The sequence below is a fragment of the Aeromicrobium changchenzhani genome, from assembly GCF_057586615.1.
The window spans coordinates 1,821,361-1,837,504 of the sequence record NZ_CM172480.1 but is presented as its reverse complement, the minus strand read 5'-3'; the positions used below and the strand labels follow the sequence as shown (position 1 = coordinate 1,837,504).

Genomic DNA, 16,144 nt, shown 5'->3' with positions numbered 1-16,144 from the left:
CTCAGATCCTACCGTTGAAGGCTTGCAGGGCGGAGTCCTCGCGCGTACCACCACGACCGTCGCCGTAGCCAGCGTAGTCGGCAACCCAGCGGATTGAGCGCACCCATTTGACCATCTTGTACCCGTGGTTGGACTCGACTCTCACACGTGCCGGAGCGCCCAAATACAGTTCAAGTGGCTCCCCGTTGCGCTCATAGGCAAGAATCGAGTCGTCTTCAGCCGCGGTCTCGAGATCGAACGCTGCATAGAACGGTTCGCGCGGTCGGTTGTCGATCATCTTCTGTGCGAGTCCGTACGAATCGACGAGCACGTAGTTGGCGCCCTCTGGCCTGGGGCCGAGCTCAGCGAGCAGGTCCGACAGTCGAACACCGGTCCACCTGGATGTTGCTGACCAACCCTGCATGCAAGTGTGCGTGGCGATGTACGAGGTCTGAGGCAGCTTCCGGATGTCGTCCATCGTGAGTACCTTCGACGTACCGTTGATGTCGTCCGCAAGCGTGATGGTGTAGCTCGCCCAACCGTCTTCGCGCGCGGCAACCCACTCGGCCGACTCGTCCTCGGTCGGCGGCAGCCCATTAGTCCAATGGAACTCGGAGAGATCCTTGTCCGTGTACGCGGACTGCTGGGAGTTGCGGGGTCGCATCCAGTTGAGGAACACCTTGCGGCCGATCTCGGTGGTAGGCACTAAGAAGCGGTGGGCGCGCGGCCGGTCGGCGAGGGTCCAGTAACTCAGGCCGATCCAGAACACGAGCACGGCAACAATGGTCGCGAGCATGATCACGAGTGCCTGCGCGTAGCGTGCGGTGTCCACATCTCCGAAAACCATGTGCACAACGTTGTACTTCTGGTGCACAAGGAAGACCAGGCTGACGTGCATGACAATGAACCCACTCATCATCACCATTGCGATGAAGTGCAGCGAACGTGCACCCTGATGTCCGCCAAAGAACTTCACGTACCGGGGATATCGGCTTCGAATGGCCGGCGCCATGGCAATACCAGAGAGCATCATGAACGGCGCGAGGATGAAGATGACGAAGCTGTAGCCAAGCATCTGGAGCGCATCGTATGGCTGAAAGTGCTCGATCGACGGCACACCAAACCCCGCATAGATGACGAACGAGTCCCAAGCCTCGGGAAACACGTCCCACGAGGTGGGGATGATGCGCCGCCACAGTCCGGTGGCGAACAGCAGGATCACGTAGACGAAGCCGTTGAGCACCCACAACATCACCGACAGGCCGTGCCAGTGGCGGCCGAGCCCGATGTTCTCTCCGCCAGGAAGCCCAATGAGCGGCGAAAGTGACCGTTCATCCATGAGCGAGGTGTATACGCCCTCTTCCTTGGGCAGTTTGCGCCTGGTGAAACGCAGCCATTCGGTGCCGGGCGCGCAGTCGTTCCGCCACCAGAGGCGCGGCAGCGACGAAAGCATCTCCCAGCCCGAGCGCAAAAGCATGCCGATGAGTACGAAGTTGATCAAATGTGTGGCCTGCAACCACAGCGGAAAATCCGGGTTACTCACGCCGGGAGTACCTGTCGCCTGCTCGTAACCCACACCCTGTTGAACGAATTCATCACGATCGCGATCCATGAAACCGCGCTGATCTCCTGTTCGTTGAGCGTCTCGGCGACGCGATCGTAGACAGCCTGCGGGATCGGAGAATGGCTGACGGTCGTCACGGCTTCGGCGAGTTCGAGGGCCGCTCGCTCACGATCAGAAAAGTACGCTGTCTCGCGCCATTGAGATAGCACCGCGATCCGATCGGTGGACTCCCCCGCTGAAAGTGCGTCCCTGGCATGGGTTCGCACGCAGAACGCGCAGTTGTTGATCTGGGACACGCGCAATCGAACCAGTTCCATCAGCCCCGGCTGGATGGCGGCGGCCGTGGCGGACTTCTCCACAGATGCCGACAAGTCGGCGAGGGCCCGAAACGCGAGCGAATCAGTCTTGTCCAATTGTGCCCGGTGGTTGTGCATCGCGTTGTCCATCGGAACAGGCTACCAACCAGCCGAACGGAGCAAATTCATCGTCGGCACGCACCCCACCTCAATTACTCAAGCGACGGTTCGAGCCACCACGACCGATAAGCCCATTACCGCGCGCAACTAATCAGGAACGGTCGCTATTCCGAGCAGCATACGGGAGTCATCTACTTCAGGGTTGTTCTGAGCACTCAGCCGATAGAAGCACGAAGCTTCGATGCGGACGCCAGCCACGGTTTCCTCCATGTGGCCTTGTTCAAGGAGTAGCGCTCCGTACGCGTGCCGCGTGGGTTGTATCCATCCCCAAGGTTCGTCATAGGGCCAACATGCCCGCCGTCTAGCTGACGGCATCGCTACACCTCTTCGCTGTGTTCTTGGCCTTCGATGTCGATCGTGGGCAAGAACCGGTCAAGCCAGCGTGGGAGCCACCATGCGCTGCGTCCAAGCAGGCTCATCACTGCGGGGATCAGCGTCAGACGGACGAGGAATGCGTCAATGAGAACACCGACAGCGAGCGCGAAGCCGAACTGTTTAATCATCGGATCATCGCTGAAAACGAACGCAGCGAACACGGAGACCATGATGATGGCAGCGGCGGCAACGACACGGCTGGCTTGTTCGAAGCCCGCCACGATGGCCCGTCGTGGCGCCATGCCCTGCGTGTGCGCCTCACGCATGGAGGTGACGAGGAACACCTGGTAGTCCATGGCGAGCCCGTAGAGGATGCCGGTCACCATGATCGGCAGGAAGCTGAGCAGCGGCCCGCCGGTGTCCAGGCCGACAAGGCCGATGAACCAGCCCCACTGAAACACGGCCGTTGCCACACCAAAGGTCGCGGCGATGCTGAGTAGGAAGCCAATGGTGGCTTTGAGCGGTATGACGATGGAACGGAACACGAGTAGCAGCAGGAGTAGCGAGAGCCCAACGATGATCCCGAGGTATTTGGGTAACGCTTCGCTGAGGCGGTCGGTGATGTCGATGTTGACCGCAGTGAGCCCGGTGACCCCGAAGGTCGTTTGGGTTTTTGTGCTGATTGCGTTGCTGGGGTTTCGGAGCGTTTCGACTAGTTGAGCGGTGCGTTCATCGTGGGGGCCTTGTGCCGGGATGACGCTGAACATGGCCATCGTGTGGTCCGGAGCGGTGCCCATCGGCCGCGCCGAAACAATGTTGTCGTTGCGTTCAAGCTCGCCAGCGATCGCATTGAGAGCAGCGGGTTCGAGGGTGGCACTGTTTTTGGGGTGGGCGACGACAACGAGGGGGGCGTTGAATCCCTCGCCGAATCCACGGCTGATCGCGTCGTAGCTCTGTCGCGAGGTGCTGTCCTGAGGGTCGGTCGCGCCAGAAGGCATACCAAGATTCATGGCGGGTGCCGGTATCGCGGCCAGCCCAAGGATGACGGCGACGCCGGCGATCGCAAACCACGGGCGTCGGACGAGGAGTTCAACCCACCGGTTTGCAAGGCGCTTCCCGCTCGAGCGAGTCGGAGCCTGATCTCTTTCACGCGCTTTGGCCGAACAGATCCGTTCTCCGATGAGTCCGAGCAGTGCAGGCAGCAGGGTCAGGGCGATCAGTACCGCCAGGGCCACGGTCGTGGCTGCTACGAGTGCCATTGTGGTGAGGAATCCGATCCCGATGACGGTCATACCGGCCAACGCAATGACAACCGTAGATCCGGCGAACACCACGGCACTGCCTGCCGTGGCGAGAGCCCGCGCAGTGGCGTCTGCCGCACTAAGGCCATCGGTAAGGATCAGATGTCGCTGCCGATTTAGGATAAATAGGGCGTAGTCGATCCCGACCGCGAGTCCAACCATCAAAGCTAGCGCGGGGGTTGCAGTCGTCAAGGTGATCGACGAGGAGAGCGCAAAGGCCCCGCCAACACCGATTCCGACTCCGATTAAGGCGGTCAGGAGCGGCAGACCGGCGGCCCATAGTGAGCCGAGGGTGATGAATAGGATGATGAGCGCGATACCCAGCCCGATCGCCTCGTGGCCGCCGATCGGCGGGTGCATCGTGTCGAGCGAGTCCGTAGGCAGGACGGTCATACCTGTGTCGGCGACAGCCTTCTCGGCGAGGTCAACGACGTGATTGGTTGTGCCGTCAGGTAGGGCGTCGACTTGAGTGGTGAACTGCAACTGGAGCATCGCGACGCTACCGTCCGGCGACACAAGGACACCCGGGACGGGAACACCGTCGATGATGAGCGGCTGGTATGGCGGGGACGATCCCGCTGGTGCTGTCGTGGTCTCGGCGCCCGGTTTCGTAGGTTCCGTACGGGTCGTGGCTTCGGTCTGTTCGCTGGGCTTTGCTCGAGAAGATTGATCCACCACGACCGGTAGCGCACTAATCCTGATGGCAGCCTTGGCAATGGCACCCGCACTTTCGGCCGTGTCGAGTCGGCCTCCTTTGGGGGCAGTGAACACGAGTGTGCCCTGACCACCGCTGGCATTGGGAAGCTCTTCGCGCAACTGGTCCAGAACTCGCTGGCTCGGGGTTCCATCGATAGTCATACTCGAGGAGATATGCCCGTCGCTGCTGACGGCGAATCCAAGGACACTACCGAGGACGATTATCCACGTCAGGATGAAGGCCCAAGGGCGACGATAGGCAATTCTTCCGAGCCTGTGTAGGAAGGTGGACATGGGCGACAGAGCCCCTTTCGGGATGAACGATTCACCGCGACGACCGAATAGTTGTCGCGTTCTGGAGGTTGATTGGGCCGCGGTGGCCTAGCTCAGAAGCCTTCGCGTAGGTGGCTGAAGGTGAGGTCGATGAAGTCGTCGATTGACATCTCGCTCCCCTCATCAACGTCGGGGGCGGTGGTGGTCTGTGCCGTTGTTTCGGGCAGGCGGATCGGGATGTGCCCGTCGAGGACGCAGGTCAGCGCACCGTAGGCCGCGCCGGCAAGAAGATGTGCGTAGATCCGCCGTCCCGGTCTGTCGACGCGGGCCAAAATCGCATCCCGCGCGGTCTCTCGAATACCTCGTTGGACTTCCAGCAGATGCGGCCGCAACGGTGGGTAGCTCTCGGCGAGCACACGAAGTTCACCGAGCATCATCAGCAGGCCGCCACTCAATTGCTGCCGGGCCACGGCCTGCAGCCAGTCGACCAAGGGCAGGTTCTCGTCAGGCGTGGTGTCAAGAGCGTGGCGGATCCGTTCGACGGCAACTGCGACGATGGCCTCTTCTTTGCCGGCGTAGTAATTAGCGAAGGTCCGTCGAGAGTAGCCCGCCCGGTCAGTCACTTCGTCGATCGTAAATCCGTCAACACCTCGCTCGCGAGCCAGCTCGAACGCGGACTGCGCTAGCGCGAGCGCGGTGGCCTGCCGTTTGGTTTCTCTTAGGTTTGTCTGACTCACGCGGCAATCATGACAGGTAATTGCCCATTAGGCAATCTTGCCTAATGGGCATCTGTTGTTAGAGTGGTGCCATGTCAGGCACCATTGCAACCCAGTCAGCAGACCATGACCGTGTCCGTTTCGCTCTGATGAATGCGGGGCAGCGAGTATGGGAATCCCGCGACCAACCGATGGGATTCCCTGAAGCCCGCGACGGTCTGGTGGAATTTTGTCGCACCGAACTTTTGCCGCATTTGGAGGCCGACGAACCATGGCTTCGTGAAGCTCAGCACTGCACTGAAGGACGGCTTGTGGCCGAAGTGATACGAGCCGAGGCGCGAACGATGACGGCCGCCGTTTACGAGTTAGCTGCCACCACCACGGCGTGCGAAGCGGTGGCATTGACCCGAGTCTTACACGCATTCCTGGCCGCTCATGATCACCATGAGAAGCTGCTACTGGCGGCTATGGAGACTAATTGATCGCCATGAAAATATCATCCAATGCAACCGCCGATACACAGCGGTCCAAGGCGACCTCGCGCGGCATGTGGGCCGCGGGTGGCATGGGCGCTCTATGGCTGAGCGCCAAAGTATTGCGAGGTTGGCTGACCCGTCGCCACGGTTCGCCGCCGCGCAGAATTCTTGACACCAAGCAACTGCCTGCCGATGCAATCAGCGTGCAAATCGACACCACCACGGACGCGCTCCTGCACGGCTGGCTGCGCCGCCCCCTCGATGCCAGCGCACTCGGTCCACCCGGCCCGGTCGCATTGGTCATCCACGGTTGGGGAGCCAGCGCCGACGACATGATGCCACTTTCGGAGCCATTGCTAGAGGCGGGACTTCGAGTACTTCTGATCGATGCCCGTGGCCATGGACGTAGCGGCGATGTTCGCGTCGCTTCGATGCCTACCTTCGCTGAAGACCTCCGTGCAGCTTTGCGCTGGCTGCGGCTCCAGCCTGAGATCGCATCGGACGGCATCGTGTTGGTCGGCCACTCCGTTGGGGCCGGCGCGGCGCTCTTCGTGGCATCCGATGATCCCGCGATCGCTGGGGTCGTCTCGCTGTCGTCGATGGCAGCCCCACGAGAATTCATGGCCGCACGACTCCAGACAAGACTTCCTAGCCCGCTGGTCCGACTCGCCTTGAGATACGTCGAACACATCATCGGGTATCGGTTCGGCGAGTTCGCGCCGCTTCACACGATCAGTCGATGCACCGCACCGATCCTCCTCGTCCACGGCGCCCTCGATCCCACCGTCCCCGTCCGTGACGCCCAACGTCTCCATACTCAACTTCCAGACCGGAGCACACTGCTCGTGCTGCCCGAGGCGCACCACGCTGACCTCGAAGCGATCCACGAAGGCGCGCCCGAACTGCTGCGCTTTCTTTTCGAGGCAGGGGTTATTCCCGTGGCGCCAAACGTACGGAAGGGCGCCGTTCCCCGGCTGTAACGGTCCGGTAGCCATGCCACTTGCCACTAACAGGCTGTGGATTTAGACGTGTTTCATCACGCACAGGCAGCAGGTGCCCATAGGTGTCGATCGTCGTGGTGATCGATTCGTGCCCAGACGCGCCTGGATGTGCGGCAACGGGGCACCGCCCGCAACGAGCCAAGCCACGTGGGTGTGGCGCGAGTCGTGGAAACGGACCGCAGCAACTCGACGACGGCCGGAGCGATGCTGATCGTGCGGCGGGATCGCGGTGTCTTGGTATTGCCGAGGTGGTGCTGGCGCATGGTGTGCTTGGAACGCAACTGCTTCTTGAGCCAGCCCGGTACTTGGGTTTCGCCGTCCTCCCCGTCACGCTTCCATGCTTTGTTGACCCGCACGGTTCCGTGGACGAGGTCCACGTCGCCGCACCACAGCGCGGTGAGATCGCTGAAGCGCAGGCCTGCACTTGACCGTGAAGGTGAGGAGGTCGCCGTGGTCGCCAGCGAGTCGGACTGCGGTGCGCAGCTCTTCCTCGGTGAGGAACCGCAACTCTGCTTGGGACTGCCTGACCCGCGATCGCGTTGATCGTCCGGTCAAAGATCCGCGTCCTGCGGACGTCAATGCCGGCTAGTACCCGTATCTGGGCCAGATAACGCTTGCGTTGCCCAGGCGACAGGTCGACGATCTGGCGCACGTACTCGTCACCGACGGACGCGAAACTTGGCGGGGCGGTTCGGTGAGGGGCCGGTCGGGTCCGTGTGGATGGGCCGGAGCCGCATGTTCCGCTACGAGGTTCGGTGCTGGCGTGACGGCGTAATCCCCGATCTGGCTGAGGCCGTCGCCAGCCCAGTCCGGATGAGTCACGATGCTGCGTCTGCGCGCCTGGTCATCGACCTCGTTCCCCAGGTCCCCCGAGCGACCTGGGGCCGCGACGAGCTTGAGGCAGGTGAGATGTGGAACTCGAATTCATTGATCTGGTGGCTGCTCGCGCGTAGCGGACACGATATCGAAGCGATCAACCCTCCGCCTCAAGGTCGCGCTCCAGGGTGGATCGCAGGACTGACCGTTGCCAGACGGTAGCCGCACACAGTTCTCGTCAGGGCATAAAGTCCCCCGAAAACATGACGCTCGGCCCTACTTTCGGCTCGGCGTTTGGGTCAGCGTTGACCTATGACTTCGACTTTAAGGGATGCATCATGAACTCTGAACTGACGGGCCTCGTGGTGGTGGGGGTCGACGAGAGCGAACAGACAATTCTGACAGTCACGGTCGCAGCTGCGGCAGCGCAGCAGATGGGATGCGGGCTCCGTGTGGTGCATTGCCTGCCGGACGTTGTACCAATGGCACCCAGCCTGGCTTCTTCCAGTAGTGCCAGATTCGACGAGATTGCCCAGCAAATCGTGAGCGCGGCGCGAAGTGTCGCGCTCGAAGTCACCGACGGCGCAATCGATATCGAGACCGTAATCCGGACCGGTTCACGTGTCCACACGCTGCTTGATGCCAGTGAGGATGCTCGCCTCATTGTTCTCGGTCATCACGGTCACACCAAAATCCGACCATTCATATCTGCTTCAATCTGTGCAGAAGTTGCAACCCGGGCGCATTGCCCGGTGCTGTCGGTGCCGGCAAACTGGACGCCTGATGTCCAACATCGGCGGATCGTTGTCGGCGTGGACGACGCTGCGCACTCATACGCGGCACTCGCCAATGGCTTCGAGTCTGCGGCCTCGCGCGAGGCGCGTCTCACGATCCTTCATACGTGGAAGTTGCGGAGTCCATATGACGCCATTGTCGGCAATATGGACGACGAAATATGGCAGCGCGACGTAACCGCTCAGGTCGAAACGGCCATCGCTGGCCTTCGTGAGATTCATCCAGAGGTTGTCGTCGACATTGATGTTCGCCACCAAGATCCAGCTGAGGCTCTCCTGCAGGCCAGCACAACTATCGATCTGCTGGTCTTGGGTCGCCGCGGCCACGGGGCTCCACTCGGATTTCACTTGGGCGCGGTTGCGCGGACACTGATCGGCGAGGCGGAGTGCCCCGTGCAAATCACGCCGCTTCAACGGTCTGAAAGCGAGTCCGATGCCGACGACGCGTTGCTCGTGGACCAACTCTCACCGAAGTTCTGACACGACCCACTTGATTGAGACAGCACGGCTCGAGAAATGACGATAAAACTCGACCAGCAGACGTCTGACTGGCCAGAAACAGTGAGTGTGGCCGCCAACATGGAGCCAGCGAGCGTGTTGACGAGACTCTGTGTCAATGCGGAGAGCGGGCTTTCGTCCGCGGAGGTCTCACAGCGCCGCGCACGCGTCGGACGAAATGCTGTTGCATCTCACCAGACTCATGCCGCCGCGGTTCTCTGGCACCAACTCCGTTCCCCCTTACTCGGCCTTCTTCTGATAGCTGCGGTCGCGTCCTATGGGTTCGGGGAGCGCAGCGATGCCGTGATCATTGGTCTCATCGTCACGATGTCAGTCGGCCTAGGTTTCATCAACGAGTATCGGGCAGAGAAGGCCGCTGATGCGCTACACGGCCAAATCACCCATCAAGCCTTGGTGATCCGCGATGGGCAACTGATCTCCGTCGACGTGACCGACCTCGTGCCGGGAGACCTGGTCCACCTGCAACTTGGCGAAGTTGTCCCGGCTGACGTGCGACTACTCGAGGTCAGCGGGCTTGAATGCGATGAAGCCTTGATGACCGGGGAGTCCCAACCCGTGTCCAAGGACACTCAGGCAGTTCCCAGCGGCACGCCGTTAGCAGAGCTCTCCAGCTGCGCGCTGATGGGGACGATTGTCCATGCCGGCAGCGGACGCGGTGTCGTAGTCGCTACCGGAACCCATGCCGAGTTCGGCAGTATCGCGGCCGGGTTGAACACTCGCCGGCTCGATACGACTTTCCAGACGGGGCTCCGTCGTTTCTCGATGATGTTGGTCTACATCGCAGGGACGCTGACATCGCTCATCTTTGTCGCGAATCTGATTCTGCAGCGACCGTTGCTCGACTCCCTCCTTTTCTCACTGGCCATCGCTGTCGGCATTACCCCTCAACTCTTGCCTGCCGTCGTCTCCACAAGTCTGGCTGCTGGATCACACCGGATGCTGCGTCGCAAGGTTCTGGTGAAGCGTCTGGTGTGCATTGAAGACATGGGCGACATCGAGACCTTGTTCACTGACAAAACCGGAACTCTCACCGAAGGCCGCATCACGTACGCACGAGCTGTGCCGGTCGGATCAGCACAGATCGGCGACGTCATCTGCTGGGGGATGCTATGCGCAGAGGAGGCGCCCACAACAGCGAACGCGACTAGGACGGCCGCCACGGGGAATGCTCTCGACCTCGCCCTGGCAAACTCCCCTGCTGCTGCACCGTTGCGTGACCGGTTAGCTGAATACATACGAACCGCCATTTTGCCGTTCGATCACGACCGTCGGATGGTCTCGGTGATCGTGCGAGACAGCGCAGGCAGATCGACGTTAGTCACCAAAGGCGCTCCGGAGACGGTCCTGGATCGCTGCCGCGATATACCCAGCGGCGCGCAGAAAGCGCTCGATGCCGAGTTCGCCGCCGGCAATCGTGTCGTTACTGTTGCAACTCGACCGACCTCTGCCATGACCGTGTCAGCCGCCGATGAGGCTGGCCTACAGCTTATGGGCTTCTTGGTGTTTCTCGACCCGCCCAAGCAGGACGCGGCCGCTGCCATCGCCCGCTTAGGCAGTCTGGGGATAACTGTCAAGGTGGTGACCGGTGACAACGCAGCCGTCGCCAGCAAGGTCTGTCGAGATCTGGGGCTGCGCGGCGAGCACGTTCTGACCGGTCCGGATCTTGACACAGTTTCTGACGCAGATCTGCGATCAGTAGTGGCCGCTACGACTGTATTTGCGCGAGTGTCGCCAGCGCACAAGGCCCGTATTGTTCGTTCCCAACTTGGCGGTCAGGGCGGTGTGGCGTTCTTGGGTGATGGCGTCAACGATGCTCTCGCTCTGCACGCCGCGGATGTCGGGATCTCGGTCGATTCTGGATCGGATGTCGCGAAGGATGCTGCCGATGTGATTCTTCTCGAGAAGGATCTCGAGGTACTCGCTGACGGAGTTGCTGAAGGACGGCGGATCTTCGCCAACACGATCAAGTACGTGTTGATGGGCACGTCGAGCAACTTTGGCAATATGTTCTCCGCTGCAAGCGCATCGGTCTTCCTGCCATTTCTGCCCATGCTGCCTTCGCAGATCCTGCTCAACAATCTGCTATACGACACCAGCCAACTTGCGATCCCGACTGATAACGTCGATGAGGAGCAGTTGCGAAGACCCACGCACTGGGACTTGGCTTTCATCCGGCGGTTCATGCTGGTCTTCGGGCCGCTCAGTTCGCTGTTCGACTTCATCACCTTCGGGGTCATGCTCTGGGTCTTTCACGCAGGAACCTCCGAGTTTCGTTCCGGATGGTTCGTCGAGTCTCTAGCGACCCAGGCACTGGTCATTTTCGCGATCCGAACCCGCCGGGTTCCCTTCTTCCGTAGTCGGCCGAGTCTCGAGATCACACTTGCCGCTCTCGCCGTAGTCGCGATCGGCGCCGCACTTCCGGCGACCCCCTTTGCACGGACGCTGGGCTTCGCACCTCTTCCGGGACCATTCTTCCTCGCACTCATCGGTATGGTCTGCGGCTATCTGGTTCTCATCGAATTCGGTAAGCACTGGTTTTACCGCACCTCGCAGCACCCGACGCGTTCCCCCCGTGGTCGCCCGGACCGGACGTGGCAACGGCGTGCCCGACGCTTCATCACGACATCAGCCGATGACACCTCGATGGGTCAACCCGTCGCGCCACCAGATCGATGAGGCCTTGGGAATGGATCCGTAAGGTCGGTGCATTGATTGTCGCGGTGGCACTGATCGAGTATCTTGCTGTGCCACAATTGGTCAAGGCACGCAGCGAACTGACTCTTTTCGCGGACGCTTCGCTCTGGCTAGTGATAATCGCCTTCCTTCTCGAAACCGCATCGTTGTTGTGCTATACGGCTCTCACCAGGACGGTTCTGCCCACTGATGGGCGGGTGTCCTTCAGGACACAATTTCAGATCGACCTGACCGGTTTGGGTGCAAGCCACCTTTTCCCCGGCGGTGGCGCGAGCGCCTCGGCCCTTCGATACCGGCTCATGACTAGCCGTGGGTTGCCAGCGGCCGACGCTTTGTCAACTGCCGCCGTTGAAACCGCGATCAGTGTGATGGGGCTCATCGCGACCTTCACCGCGGGCGTCGTCTTGGCATCTCCAAGCATTTGGACCCACCCGATCTACCTACTTGCCGGAATCGGCGGACTGACCCTCTTGGCGGCCGCCTACGTCGGCATCCGCATCGGAATACAACCTCGGACGTCGTTCCCGAGATTCCCGCCGGTCACGGTGCGCTCTAGTCGTCTCGCCCGCTGGTCAGCGAACACCGTCATGTCGGCCCGTTCCATCGCTTACCGTGGACTGGATCTGATGCGGTATCGCGATCGGCGTCGTGCGCTGTTCATCTGGGCCATGGGTAACTGGCTTTTTGATGCCGCCAGCCTGTGGTTCTGCCTGCATGCGTACGGCGTCACCGTGAATCCGGGAGCGGTCGTTGTGGCCTATGGCGCAGCGAACCTCGTCGGGCTGCTTCCTTTGACGCCGGGCGGGCTGGGGATCATCGAAGGCATCCTGATTCCTTCTTTGACCGCACTCGGCGCCGCCGGTGGTCCGGTGGTCCTCGGCGTACTCACCTGGCGCGCCCTCGAGTTCTGGCTACCGATACCAATCGCGGGCATCGCCTACCTGAGTCTGCGACTCAATAGCCATTTTCCCTCGAGCAACGATCGAACTTCTGAACGCACCGATGGCAGCAGCGCAGATAAGCATGACGCCGCGTGAATCCGTGGTTGAGTTGACGTGCAGGCCAGAAACACCACGACCGCGGGCTATCAGCGACAGGCAGCGCCGACAAGTCACGGCGGCAGGCAACACGGGACCGGAATCTCGCGTTCTTCGCTGTCGCCGGGACCGGCGTCCCATCAAGCGGCATCGACCACTCAGAGCATGCAAAAGGCCCCCGCCCGGCATTTCTACGGTGACGTCCCGTCAAGTGGTGTAAATCTCGGGATTTGAGTGTCACGGCGTTGACGTGGAGAGCCATCGCGACCGGCATGTGCTCCCCTGGTCGCAAATGCAAAGTGGCCCCGATTACGTTTCCGCAGTTCAGGGCCACTTTTGCTGCGTGTCCGAGGGGGGACTCGGGCGATCTCCCCCATTAAAAAACCCCGTGCTGTCGGTGAAAATCGACCCCTCCATGACGGGATGGGCTAGCCAACATCGTCGCTGGTCCTCAAATAGGCGGCACATCTCGATGCGCGGCCGCCACCCCGTCAGGATCTTGTATATCTGTCCGAGCGTCAGTACCAGCCTGACGCACTGTGATTCGATCAGCACAGGATGTGTCGGTCCCATTCTGGGTAGACATCGGGGCTGATTGGGAGTCCACAGACGATGCAGACGGGTTTGGTCGAGCGGGTACTGACACGCGACACGCGGACGCGAGACCGCAGAGTTTCCGCAGCCTTGACTAGAGCCGCGCGTCGTCGCTCCTGCGACCTCCGATCCCGTTCGCGATAACGAGTCCGCTCAGTCCCAAGAGCCGACGTGTCCCCCAACCTCAGGCGCGTTGACGGCACGACGAGGTGACCCGACGCGTCTAGGTAGCACTCGTCCAGCGAGACGAAGGCCGCCGGAGTCCAACGTTCTTCCGGTTCGGCGAGGTGGTTCACGTAGCGCGTCAGATCTCCGTCATCCTTCCACCAATCGTGGAGCGGCGACGCACCCTCGACAGCAAGTAGTCCGACTTGCCGCTCCGCGAGGTTCAGCAGCGCGCAGTCGCTTGCTGACATCCGAACTTCGCCTGGGGACGGCTCATTCGCCGGTGCGTAGAACCAGACGTCTGCGATACCTGCCGCCTCGTAGTCGATGTGCCGAGCCGTCCAGTCCAGCGTGCCGAGGACCGAGTGCTGCGCCTCTAACGCGGTCTGCCAGCCCTCTTCGGCCACGAGTACGTCGGCTCGACGACCGTTCATGCCAGCCTCGACGACCGCTTCCTGCACAGAGACGGTGGTCACTGAACGCGCCCAGTCGGACAGCGTCCTCTTGGCCTCAAGGTGCCAAACGGTCTCAGCCCCGTCTGCTGGTTCCGAGCCGTCGTCCAACCGCCGGAAATGGCGGAAGTGTGGACGCTGCACGTCTCCCCCGGCGTAGTGGAGCCACGGCTCCTAGTCCCCCGTCTCGAGGCAGTCAACGCAGGCGAACGAACGCGACCCGTCGCGGCCATGCTCGGCCCACCACGTGCGGTTGCGGTCTGTCGTAAGCAGCACCTCGCCGGTCGTCACGTCTTTCGCCACGATCTCACCTCGGTAGGCGCGCTCAGTCGCGTTCACTCAACACGTGCTTCGCGGCACCCCCGTGGAGCGAGCCCCGGCGCTCTGTCGCGGAGTATCGCGACCACATCGGCTGGCAACTGGATCATCCGGGCTTCGTAGCCTTCGAAGGATCCCTGTCCCCCGGCACCGTCGACAGAGTTGGCTACGGCTGGCCGTCCTCGGGTGACTGGCAGGGCAACCGCTTCTACGAGGCGCTGCCGGTCGGCCTTGGCTTCGAACGCTGTGAAGAGCTGCTCGCCCAGGCCGACTTCGAGGTCGTCGAGGTTACGGTGAGTCCGGCATCCCGCGGTACGGGTCTCGGTCAGCGGCTGCTCGAAGGCCTGTGTGACGGGCACGACGTCGCGTGGCTCGCGACATTTCAGGGTGCTCCGGCGGTCGGCTTCTACGAGAAACTCGGCTAGTCGACCTACGGCACGATGCAGTCGTCGGCCGCTCAGCAGATCAGCGACATGACGCGCGGTCTCTAGAAGGGCGGCGGGTCGTCGTCCACGGTGGCCGACTCTGCCTCGGGTTCTTCGGGCTTGGCGACATCGGTATGGGCGTCGCGGTCGGGGCACCAGCGGCGGACTGCGCAGGAGGCGCAGTGCGTACCGGGATTGGTCTTCCAGGTCGAGTCGATGTGCCAGCCGTCGGTGACCGCCCGGACGTCGTCGCGTGCGGCCGCCGCGAAGTCTGGATCGTCGGTGTCCCACGCATACACGGCACCACCCTCGGGCGTCAGCAGCTTGAGCTCGACGGTCGCGTCCTGCGGCCCATAGGCCTGCGTCACGCCGGAGCTGAGCATCGAGAGTAGGAACGGGATCTGGAAGTACTTGCCGAACGCCTCCCCTCCGAAGGCATCGCGTAGACCCAGGACGCGAAGCTGGCAGGAACAGGCCCTCTCGTCGACAGACTGTGTGTCTGTTACACATGAATGACACCGTTCCGACACAAGGGGAAGAGAAGATGAGAGCAGCAACTCACAAAGTCCTTGATTTCCTGGGACTTGACGGCGAACCGGACAACGGCGACGCGGTGCCGAAATGGCAAGGGCGTCCGCCAGGTACCGCTTGGCGGGTCGTCTCCACGTGGATCGCTCTTGCGATCGCCGCTTACCTTCTGTTGAGCGCGCGAATCCCGAACGACGATGGATTCGGTGGCTTCGTACCACTGTGGTTCGCGGTCACGATCGGCATTGCAGGTACCTATGTGACAGAGAGGGCGATGATCCGCAAGAACTGACGCACGTTTTCTCATTCACCAAAGAAGGAAGAGCCAAACAAATCGTGACTTGACCGCCAAGGTCTAAGTCCAAGGGGGCTACATGTTTACACTTCCGATTCCGCAACTGATGAAGAAGCTCGGATTCAACGTCGTCGCGGTTGCTGCAGCGACGACCGTGCTCTCCGGGATCCCGTCGCAGGCGGTAGGCGCGGAGGGCGCCCCACCTGCTCAAGCTGCCTCGAGCGGCGCCCTGCCCGATACCGAGGCGCTGACGGATCAACAGCGCACTGAAATCAACTCCGCCCTCAAGGAGGTCGGCAAGAAGCCCGTGGGGCAGTCTGCCACGCAACTGAAGTACTTCGACGATGGAAGAGTCCTCGCACTTGACGGGTCGGGAAAGACCGTCACGGAGTTGTCAACGGGCAGCTCAACGGTTGAGTCAATCAATGCAATGGTTGGCTCCGCTAGCGCCCCGCCCGCGGCAGCGAGAGGGGCGATCCCCGACGAAGTGAAGGAGATCATCGGCGCGTGCCTTGGTTTCGGCGGCTCTGGTGCCCTGACCTTTGAGGCACTGGTGCAAAAGCTGGCAACTCCGGCGAACGCGGCCAAGTTCGTGGTCCGCAGGTTGGGTGTCTTCGGGGCCGTGAGTTGTGCGGGTGGAATCATCTGGAAGTACATCTGAGCGTCCACTCGTGAGGGACGGCGTCACGGCGAGTGCGATGGCGTAGTCC

18 protein-coding genes are annotated in these 16,144 nt (G+C 61.6%); 9 read left to right on the top strand and 9 right to left on the bottom strand.

From position 1 onward, the window contains the following. Position 1: 1 nt before the first annotated feature. From AC2YB9_RS09295 to AC2YB9_RS09280, 4 genes are all read right to left on the bottom strand, one after another. Positions 2 to 1,591, bottom strand: a complete 1,590-nt coding sequence (locus AC2YB9_RS09295) for a molybdopterin-dependent oxidoreductase (RefSeq protein ID WP_487265065.1) — start codon at positions 1,589 to 1,591, stop codon at positions 2 to 4. Continuing rightward, entirely contained in the window at positions 1,519 to 1,989 is a 471-nt protein-coding gene (locus tag AC2YB9_RS09290) for a carboxymuconolactone decarboxylase family protein (protein WP_487265064.1), read from the bottom strand. The genes AC2YB9_RS09295 and AC2YB9_RS09290 overlap by 73 nt, the downstream gene beginning before the upstream one ends. A 347-nt stretch (positions 1,990 to 2,336) precedes the next feature. Next, positions 2,337 to 4,493, bottom strand: a complete 2,157-nt coding sequence (locus AC2YB9_RS09285) for an MMPL family transporter (RefSeq protein ID WP_487265063.1) — start codon at positions 4,491 to 4,493, stop codon at positions 2,337 to 2,339. Positions 4,494 to 4,717: 224 nt separating this feature from the next. Continuing rightward, a complete protein-coding gene (locus AC2YB9_RS09280; RefSeq protein ID WP_487265062.1) occupies positions 4,718 to 5,341 on the bottom strand; it encodes a TetR/AcrR family transcriptional regulator in 624 nt (207 codons plus the stop codon). Positions 5,342 to 5,412: 71 nt separating this feature from the next. Here AC2YB9_RS09280 and AC2YB9_RS09275 point away from each other — a divergent pair, with 71 nt between their 5' ends. Together AC2YB9_RS09275 and AC2YB9_RS09270 are read left to right on the top strand one after the other, a co-directional pair. Further along, positions 5,413 to 5,802, top strand: a complete 390-nt coding sequence (locus tag AC2YB9_RS09275) for a hypothetical protein (RefSeq protein ID WP_487265061.1) — start codon at positions 5,413 to 5,415, stop codon at positions 5,800 to 5,802. Positions 5,803 to 5,807: 5 nt separating this feature from the next. Then, positions 5,808 to 6,776: an alpha/beta hydrolase gene (locus AC2YB9_RS09270; protein WP_487265060.1), complete on the top strand. Its 969-nt coding sequence runs from the start codon at positions 5,808 to 5,810 to the stop codon at positions 6,774 to 6,776. Positions 6,777 to 6,832: 56 nt separating this feature from the next. Here the strand turns inward: AC2YB9_RS09270 and AC2YB9_RS09265 are convergent, their stop codons facing one another. Beyond that, positions 6,833 to 7,174: a hypothetical protein gene (locus AC2YB9_RS09265; RefSeq protein WP_487265059.1), complete on the bottom strand. Its 342-nt coding sequence runs from the start codon at positions 7,172 to 7,174 to the stop codon at positions 6,833 to 6,835. A 358-nt stretch (positions 7,175 to 7,532) separates the two neighbouring features. Between AC2YB9_RS09265 and AC2YB9_RS09260 the strand changes: the two genes are divergently transcribed. The 4 genes from AC2YB9_RS09260 (at position 7,533) to AC2YB9_RS09245 (ending at position 12,657) form a co-directional block, all read left to right on the top strand. After that, a complete protein-coding gene (locus AC2YB9_RS09260) occupies positions 7,533 to 7,835 on the top strand; it encodes a hypothetical protein (RefSeq protein ID WP_487265058.1) in 303 nt (100 codons plus the stop codon). Between the two features lie 116 nt (positions 7,836 to 7,951). After that, positions 7,952 to 8,887 (top strand): universal stress protein, encoded by a 936-nt coding sequence (locus AC2YB9_RS09255; RefSeq protein ID WP_487265057.1) that lies wholly within the window; start codon positions 7,952 to 7,954, stop codon positions 8,885 to 8,887. Positions 8,888 to 8,923: 36 nt separating this feature from the next. Beyond that, entirely contained in the window at positions 8,924 to 11,602 is a 2,679-nt protein-coding gene (gene mgtA, locus AC2YB9_RS09250) for a magnesium-translocating P-type ATPase (RefSeq protein WP_487265056.1), read from the top strand. Further along, the gene (locus AC2YB9_RS09245) at positions 11,599 to 12,657 is read left to right on the top strand and encodes a lysylphosphatidylglycerol synthase transmembrane domain-containing protein (protein WP_487265055.1); all 1,059 of its coding nucleotides are present in this window, start codon (positions 11,599 to 11,601) and stop codon (positions 12,655 to 12,657) included. Before mgtA ends, AC2YB9_RS09245 begins: the two co-directional genes overlap by 4 nt. Before the next feature lie 548 nt (positions 12,658 to 13,205). On the opposite strand, the gene AC2YB9_RS09240 is transcribed toward AC2YB9_RS09245, so the two are convergent. The 3 genes from AC2YB9_RS09240 to AC2YB9_RS09230 are packed head-to-tail and all read right to left on the bottom strand — an operon-like array spanning position 13,206 to position 14,545. Continuing rightward, positions 13,206 to 14,012, bottom strand: a complete 807-nt coding sequence (locus tag AC2YB9_RS09240) for a competence protein CoiA family protein (RefSeq protein WP_487265054.1) — start codon at positions 14,010 to 14,012, stop codon at positions 13,206 to 13,208. A 30-nt stretch (positions 14,013 to 14,042) separates the two neighbouring features. Continuing rightward, a complete protein-coding gene (locus AC2YB9_RS09235) occupies positions 14,043 to 14,207 on the bottom strand; it encodes a hypothetical protein (RefSeq protein WP_487265053.1) in 165 nt (54 codons plus the stop codon). Further along, positions 14,204 to 14,545 (bottom strand): hypothetical protein, encoded by a 342-nt coding sequence (locus AC2YB9_RS09230; RefSeq protein WP_487268661.1) that lies wholly within the window; start codon positions 14,543 to 14,545, stop codon positions 14,204 to 14,206. Before AC2YB9_RS09230 ends, AC2YB9_RS09235 begins: the two co-directional genes overlap by 4 nt. Here AC2YB9_RS09230 and AC2YB9_RS09225 point away from each other — a divergent pair. Then, the gene (locus AC2YB9_RS09225; RefSeq protein WP_487265052.1) at positions 14,480 to 14,611 is read left to right on the top strand and encodes an N-acetyltransferase; all 132 of its coding nucleotides are present in this window, start codon (positions 14,480 to 14,482) and stop codon (positions 14,609 to 14,611) included. The two genes, AC2YB9_RS09230 and AC2YB9_RS09225, sit on opposite strands and share 66 nt — an antisense overlap. A 62-nt stretch (positions 14,612 to 14,673) precedes the next feature. Here the strand turns inward: AC2YB9_RS09225 and AC2YB9_RS09220 are convergent, their stop codons facing one another. Further along, positions 14,674 to 14,994 carry a PD-(D/E)XK nuclease family protein gene (locus tag AC2YB9_RS09220; RefSeq protein ID WP_487265051.1) on the bottom strand — a complete coding sequence of 107 codons (321 nt, stop codon included), beginning with the start codon at positions 14,992 to 14,994 and terminating at the stop codon, positions 14,674 to 14,676. A 161-nt stretch (positions 14,995 to 15,155) separates the two neighbouring features. Between AC2YB9_RS09220 and AC2YB9_RS09215 the strand changes: the two genes are divergently transcribed. Both AC2YB9_RS09215 and AC2YB9_RS09210 read left to right on the top strand, forming a co-directional pair. Beyond that, on the top strand, positions 15,156 to 15,431 hold the full coding sequence (locus AC2YB9_RS09215; protein ID WP_487265050.1) for a hypothetical protein: 276 nt from the start codon (positions 15,156 to 15,158) through the stop codon (positions 15,429 to 15,431). Positions 15,432 to 15,513: 82 nt separating this feature from the next. Continuing rightward, a complete protein-coding gene (locus AC2YB9_RS09210; RefSeq protein WP_487265049.1) occupies positions 15,514 to 16,095 on the top strand; it encodes a hypothetical protein in 582 nt (193 codons plus the stop codon). Positions 16,096 to 16,144: the final 49 nt, after the last annotated feature.